Genomic DNA, 6,938 nt, shown 5'->3' on the forward strand with positions numbered 1-6,938 from the left:
TCACTCCCATCCGAGATTAATTCTATTATTTATAGATTGATTCTCTAAAATCATCTGTAGTGCGTAGGTACGCATTATAGATTTTTTGTTTTAATAAGTGTACCCAACTTGATGATACATAACTTGTTGCACGATCAATGTTAGTAATATCTTTCGCTACTGCCGCATCAATTAATTGTTGTATTTGAGCCGCGCTTGTAATAGTTACTTCTTTCATACTCTTAGCATCACCTAGTTCATATTGAATAGTTATTGGTTTTAATCTATTTTGTTTAGCTATGCGCTCATTAAACATTGCTTTTTTGAAATCAGCCCACGATTTATATTGGTTGTTAAACACCTTGCTTAGTACTAAATCATCAGTTACTAAGCCAACATCTTTTCTTAACCAATCTGAGTAAGCCACACTACCTTTTTGTTTAGCTTCTTCTGCATATTTATCCGATACATATGGAAGGAATCCATTTTCGTAACCTTTTTCCGCTAGAAGTTCATAGGCAGTTTTTCTAAACATAATATCACCAGGAGCACCTTTTGAGTTACTTAGTCCTGCATAGATAGGAGAGAACATACTTATTAAATGATATCCATTTCTTACGTATTGGCTATTATCTCTATAGGCACGACGATTTATAATATCATTATCTATTAGTGATTCTAAAGAAGTTAATTTCGCTACTTCTTCATTTGTCAATGGACGAACAGAGTTTCCAGCATGAGTATCTTTCTTAAACTTACTATCTTTAACGTAGAAGTTCTCAATTTTTCTATACCATTTCTTCTTAACGTCATTTGATTTAGACAAGACAGCCTTAGCTTCCATCGCATCTAATGTGTATAGAACATCATACATTCCGTGAACATATTCTTGCAGATCTGCTGCTGATTGATATCTTTCTGTCGGATTATACGTGTGTAATCTTGTTAGAGAATCTTTATCCCCTTTGTATAGCGTGTTTAACACTATAGCATCCTTCTCTAAACTATCTGCAGATTGTAATAATCCTAACGCATATAATTCAGCTCCTAAACCTTCTCTACGACCATTTCCTTCGAAGTAGATATGTCCATCAGAGTTGTGAGTCATCTCGTGCGTATAAACGGAAGTTCCATATTTATCTAATAATCTATCTTCTACATAGTAAACCTCAGATCCTGTTGCATAAGCACCTGCTGGACTCTTACCATACCATTTTCCTGCTGGCCCAAAGAAATTATTAATAGAATCTATAGTCTTATCTGTTTCAGTTGCCCAATATCCATTTCCTGAAGTATCTTTTACCTTGAATCCATCAAATACAGGAACAGAACGGAATAATCTCTCCTTATATTCTTCTGGAAGTAATTTATACCAAATATCATAGTGATCGCGTTGCCATTTAGCAGCTTGATCAACTTTTTCATGAACATACTGACGTAATGCATCTCCAGAAAGCACAGTGCCATCTACAGTATCACGATAACGCTCATAACCACCGAACGCTAATGTAGACATATTAGAAATAGCATACACACTCTCTTCTGGCATAGTTAATAACGGTAATAACATTCCTTTATATCTCCATGAAGGTGAAGAAATTCTATCATATACACCTAATGAGTATTTACTATCCGGTGCCGCTTCTTCTTGTTTTTTACGAACTTCTGGAATATCTGATTTAGCCTCTACTATATAAACTTTAGTATTATTTTTAAACCACTCATTATTCGTTTTATTTGGTAAGAACAATTTACGATAAGTTTCTACAAAATCAAATACTGTATCCTCACCTTTTAATGGAGCAAGTAGACTACCATATAGTCCCATATTATTTCCACCACGTAAGTTTTCTAACTCACTATTACCAAGCGAGATAAGCGTATCTAATGTTGAAGCTGCATTATTACCATTGAAGTCAAATTTATACGTAGTTAAATCTTTCGTATTCATATCATCATAATTGATATTATACCAACGATTCATATAAGTAAGACCTAATAACAACGCTTCTTTATTGTTTTTAATCTTCTCACTTACATACTCAACTACACCGTTACCCATAGTATTTACAGATTTATCCATAGCAAGGATTTTTCTTAAGTGTTCAGCAATATTAGCTTTAACTTTTTCAAATTCTTTATCTAGATATAAATTATCTATCGCCGCATTATCTGTAACACCTAGAACTTTCTTCATAGATTCTGAATTGTAAGTCACACCTTGTAATGCAGGTAATACATTATTAATTATCTTCGTGTAATCAGAGACAAAGGCTTCTGGAGTAAAGATATACTCTTTTCCTGCAACATTATATTCTAACACTTGATTATTTTCGAAACTTCCTTTGAATGTAACATCTAAATAAGCAACAGTATTATCTTTATAGTGTAGCATCAATCTATTAATAGTATTTTTAGCTCCATTAATATCAGTCACTATATTATTACCATTCATAGGCACAACATCAAGTAATTCAGTAGTATATAGTTTATCTGATTTATCTACCTCATTACCATAGTTGACAACTAATTCTTTGTTATAAAATGGCATTAATTTTTCAATATTGTTATAAGCTACTTTTCTATCTGCTTGAGCTTTACTTAACTTCGTATAATCTACAGTTCGAACATTAGTTTTCAAGAATTCTCCTGTATCTTCAAGAGTCGTAGTTATTCCATAAGTAGCAATTTTCTTATCAGCTTGCTCTTTAGTTAACTTAGTCGCATACTTATCATCTTTTTTGTTATTAACTGAAGTTACGGCATTTACTATATCAGCTCCATCGTACTGATCTCCAGTAATAGCATAACCATACCCAACATTCATATTGCTGACTACATTGTTAATACGACCATCTTTCCAAGTAGAACCGACGATCCCTCCGATTCTTGAATAATTATGACCGTTTATTATCTTACCAGATGTAACAGAGTTATTTATTAAAGCTCCACCATCTACTTTTCCTGCAATACCACCTGCATTTTGGTTATTATTACGCGCTGCTGTAGAAATCTGAGCATCAACTTTTGCTCTATCAATTACAGATTCACTTCCTGAAATATTACCAATGATTCCACCTGCATAATTCGCAGCAGTATTAGCATGATTTGCCACAATAGTTCCTGTGAATGAGCTGTTTTCTATTACAGTATTAGATGCACTTACCACTAATCCAGCCACAGATTTTCTACCAGCAATCTTCCCTTCTACAGAAACATTACTAATAGTAGCTTTATTCGCAGTCTTCGCTAAAGCTGCAGCATTTTCTCTACTATCAACATCAACATTCTTAAGATCCAGATCACTTACCGTAGCACTATTTAACGTTTCAAATAAAGGTTTTTTAAGATCATAGATTGCATAAGACTTAGTTCCATCAGAACCAATTAACTTACCTGTGAATGTCCCTGATAAGTAACTTGTTTTATTATTAGGTAATCCTACTTCATCAGCTGTTATATCTGAACCAAGTTTGAAGACACCAGACATATTTCCTTGCATTGCAGCTACAAGATTTTTGAACGATGTATAAACTCCATCTTGCTCAGTTTTTGTTTTAGCTACATTGAATGAATAATTATCTTTATATCCTTCTAATCCTTCTTCAACTAATTGATCTACAGCCGCTGTTACTTTATAATTCTCATCTGCATTTTCTGTAATAGATTGAACAGGTAGGTACATTTCTTTAAATCTATCCGATTTAACTTTTGCGAAATAATTGGTTGTATCTTTTGGTACTTCACTTAAACTTAAATATCTACGGTAACGACCGTTCTCTTTACCGTATAATTCTACAGAATCGATATCCTTAATCTCTAGTTTTTTATAATCTAACTCAAAGTTTTTAGTTGAAGTTTCTGTACTGTATTCATCAAAATCACCTAAGTTATAAGTTAACTTAGTTTTTAACGTGTACGGAGTATAGTAATCTAACCCTTTAATCACTTGCTCCTTATCTGTATTTTCGATATCAACTTCTTTTACAAGTTTATCACCATCAAAAATTTGAGCTTTCGCAGAAACATAAGCCCAAGTAGGGTCTGTTAAGTTATAACTTACAGTTATCGACTTCTTACTTTCATCTTTTGTTAAATTAGCAATTTCTACTGTAGGTTTTCTCTTAACAAGTGTTCCCAATTTAACAATTTGTTTTACAGGGTCTACCTGTGTACGCGATAACTCTTTAGTCGCTTCAACTTTTCCATTTACTAGATAATCCTCATACTCAATTGTACGAAGTCCATCATGACCTTGTTGTTCGATTCTACGACGGTTTTTCAGTAACATTGGATCTAAGATTTCCTCTACTTCATAAGGAAGAGTTTCTTTTTCTGTACGATGCTTAGTTACAACATCTAGTGCCGGACGATCCTCAACAGCTGGTTCTAGTTTTGCACTACCTGTAAACTCCGGAAGAGTTGGTTGCACTAATGCTTCCCCCTCATGCCCTTCTTCTTGTGTTCCTTTTGTTGTTAACGCCTTTGTATATTCTGGAAGAGCTGGTTGTACTAACGCTTCCCCTTCACGTCCTTCTTCTTGCGTTCCTTTTGTCGCTACTGATCCACTATATTCTGAAAGAGCTGGTTGTACTAATGCTTCTCCTTCATGCCCTTCTTCTTGTGTCCCTTTCGCTTCTAATGGAAGAGTGTACTCTGGTACTTCATGTACTAAGTCTTTTACCTCTTCTCCTCCTGTTGTAGCTACCGGACCTGTATATTCTGGAAGTTCAGGTTGTACTAACGCTGCCCCTTCTTGTCCTTCCTCTTGCGTTCCTTTTGTTTCTAACGGAAGAGTATATTCTGGTACTTCATGCACCAAGTCTTTTACCTCTTCTCCTCCTGAAGTCGCTACTGGACCTGTATATTCTGGAAGTTCAGGTTGTACTAACGCTGCCCCTTCTTGTCCTTCCTCTTGCGTTCCTTTTGTTTCTAACGGAAGAGTATATTCTGGTACTTCGTTTACCAATGCTTTTACTTCATCTCCTCCTGTTGATACCACTGGTTTCTCTACTTGAGCAGGTTGTGTCGGTTGCACTGGAGTAGGTTTTACAGTTGGTTGAACAGGTTTAGTCTGAGGTTGTTCTACTTTGACAGGTTGTGTTTGTATTGGTTTCTCTGCTTTAGCTGGTTGTGTTGGCTGTACAGGCGTAGGTTTTACAGTTGGTTGTTCGACTTCCTTGATCGGTTGCGTATTTTCAATTTGTTTTTGCGGTTTTACTGTTTCTTTAGGTGCTTGACCTGTTTGAACTACCTGTTGTGTTGATTGAGCTTTTTCTTTTTTAAGCACAGGCTTTTGTTGTTGTGTTTGTTGTTTTGCACCTAGTGCTTGATTTTGATTATTCTCAACAGTATTCTTTTCTTGAACCTTATTTTCTATTCCTTTTTTCTCAGAAACTTCTAATTTTAGATCTTCACTTGTGAAATATCCCATGTATTTATAACCTGGAATATCAATAACTTGTTTTTCTAAATCTATATTACTAACTATATCTGCTTGTTTATTAAATTGTACTAAAGCTTTACTTTCTAAGGCAAATGTTTCATAAGGCATCACTACGCTTTGACCCATCGCACCTATTAAGACTACACTTAAAACTTTGTTTCTATGTTTTTTACTAATTAATAAAACTGCAAAAACTGCTGTACCTATTCCCAGTCCTGCGATTGGAAGATTACTACTACCCGTATTAGGAAGTACTTCAGTTTTAGCTGTATCCTTAACTATTTTTTCATATACTAGATAATAAGTATCCTCATTTTTGTATTCTTTAGGAATACTTTCTTTTATTAATTTTTTCTCATTTTCATTTAATTCATTTTTTTCTACATATTTAAAATTAACATCAGTGGCAAATACTTGTTGCATAGGAGCATAGCTTCCGAACATTAATGTTCCTACAACTATAGGCGCTACACCAAACGATAATTTTCTAATAGAATATTTTAGTATTTTATTATTTATATTAATATTTTTTCTCAATAAAATCATCCCCCATTTACTTTTTAAATAAAAATTTTTGGTTGTATACTTTACATATACTTACTATTGTACCAAAATAAATTGTTATATTCAAGACATCTGATATATATAAATAACCCTCCTTTCTTATAACAGATAAGTATTATTTATACGAATTTCATTTTAGATAATATATATAGAAATTTAAGATATTATGTAACACCGTATAACTAAATAAATATCAAATTCCTCGAATCACTCTTTCCATGTATTTTATCTAGAAATAACGACTTTAAAACATAAAAAAAATACCCCAAAGCTAGACTAGATAGTCTAACTTTAAGGCATTTCTTTTTATATATTTTTAAATATTAAGTTTTTCAACCTACTATTTTTCTTTACGTCTTCTTGCAGCCGCAGCTAATCCAAGAACAGCTAATCCTAATCCTGCTAATCCAGTATTAGTTTCTGTTGTACCTGTGTTTGCTAAACGTTTTGGTTGAGCTTTTGGTTCAACTTTTGCTACTGGTTTAGTTACTTTTCTGAAGATGTGACGTACATTTCCATCTTTATCAACTACAGTATTAACTAATTCATATCCTGGGATTGATCCTGGATCTTTAGTTCCGTTTTCCTGTGGTTTTAATGGATTTCCATTTTCATCTACCCATGTTGTAGATTTTTCTACTACTGGAGTTGTAACTTTTTCGTAGACATGCTCGATGTCTCCATTTGGAAGTTTCTTAGTCTCTACGAATCTGTATCCTGGAATGTCTTTCTTCGGTTGTTCCCCTTCTTCTGTTGGGTTTCCTGGAATTTCATTTCCTTCTTTATCTTTGTGACTTGTTTTAACTTTTTCGTATACGTGCTCGATGTCTCCGTTTGGAAGTTTCTTAGTCTCTACGAAGCGGTATCCTGGAATATCTTTCTTCGGTTGTTCTCCGTCTTCTGTTGGATAGTTTGGAATTTCATTTCCATCTTTATCTTTGTGACTTGT

Annotated in this window: 2 protein-coding genes; both read right to left on the reverse strand. The window is 33.9% G+C overall.

The features are described from left to right. Positions 1-25: 25 nt before the first annotated feature. Complete coding sequence (locus tag O3884_RS04600) at positions 26-5,971, reverse strand: ZmpA/ZmpB/ZmpC family metallo-endopeptidase (protein ID WP_371452023.1); 5,946 nt, start codon at positions 5,969-5,971, stop codon at positions 26-28. 358 nt (positions 5,972-6,329) lie between these two features. Continuing rightward, positions 6,330-6,938, reverse strand: a 609-nt coding sequence (locus tag O3884_RS04605) for a MucBP domain-containing protein (RefSeq protein ID WP_371452024.1), incomplete at its 5' end; no start/stop codon positions are given.

The sequence above is a fragment of the Gemella sp. 20925_1_85 genome, from assembly GCF_041433735.1.
Taxonomy (GTDB): domain Bacteria; phylum Bacillota; class Bacilli; order Staphylococcales; family Gemellaceae; genus Gemella.

What these genes read in the sequence shown, in the direction of transcription:
- O3884_RS04600 (WP_371452023.1), bottom strand. Translation starts at nt 5,971, where the DNA reads ATGATTTTATTGAGAAAAAATATTAATATAAATAATAAAATACTAAAA.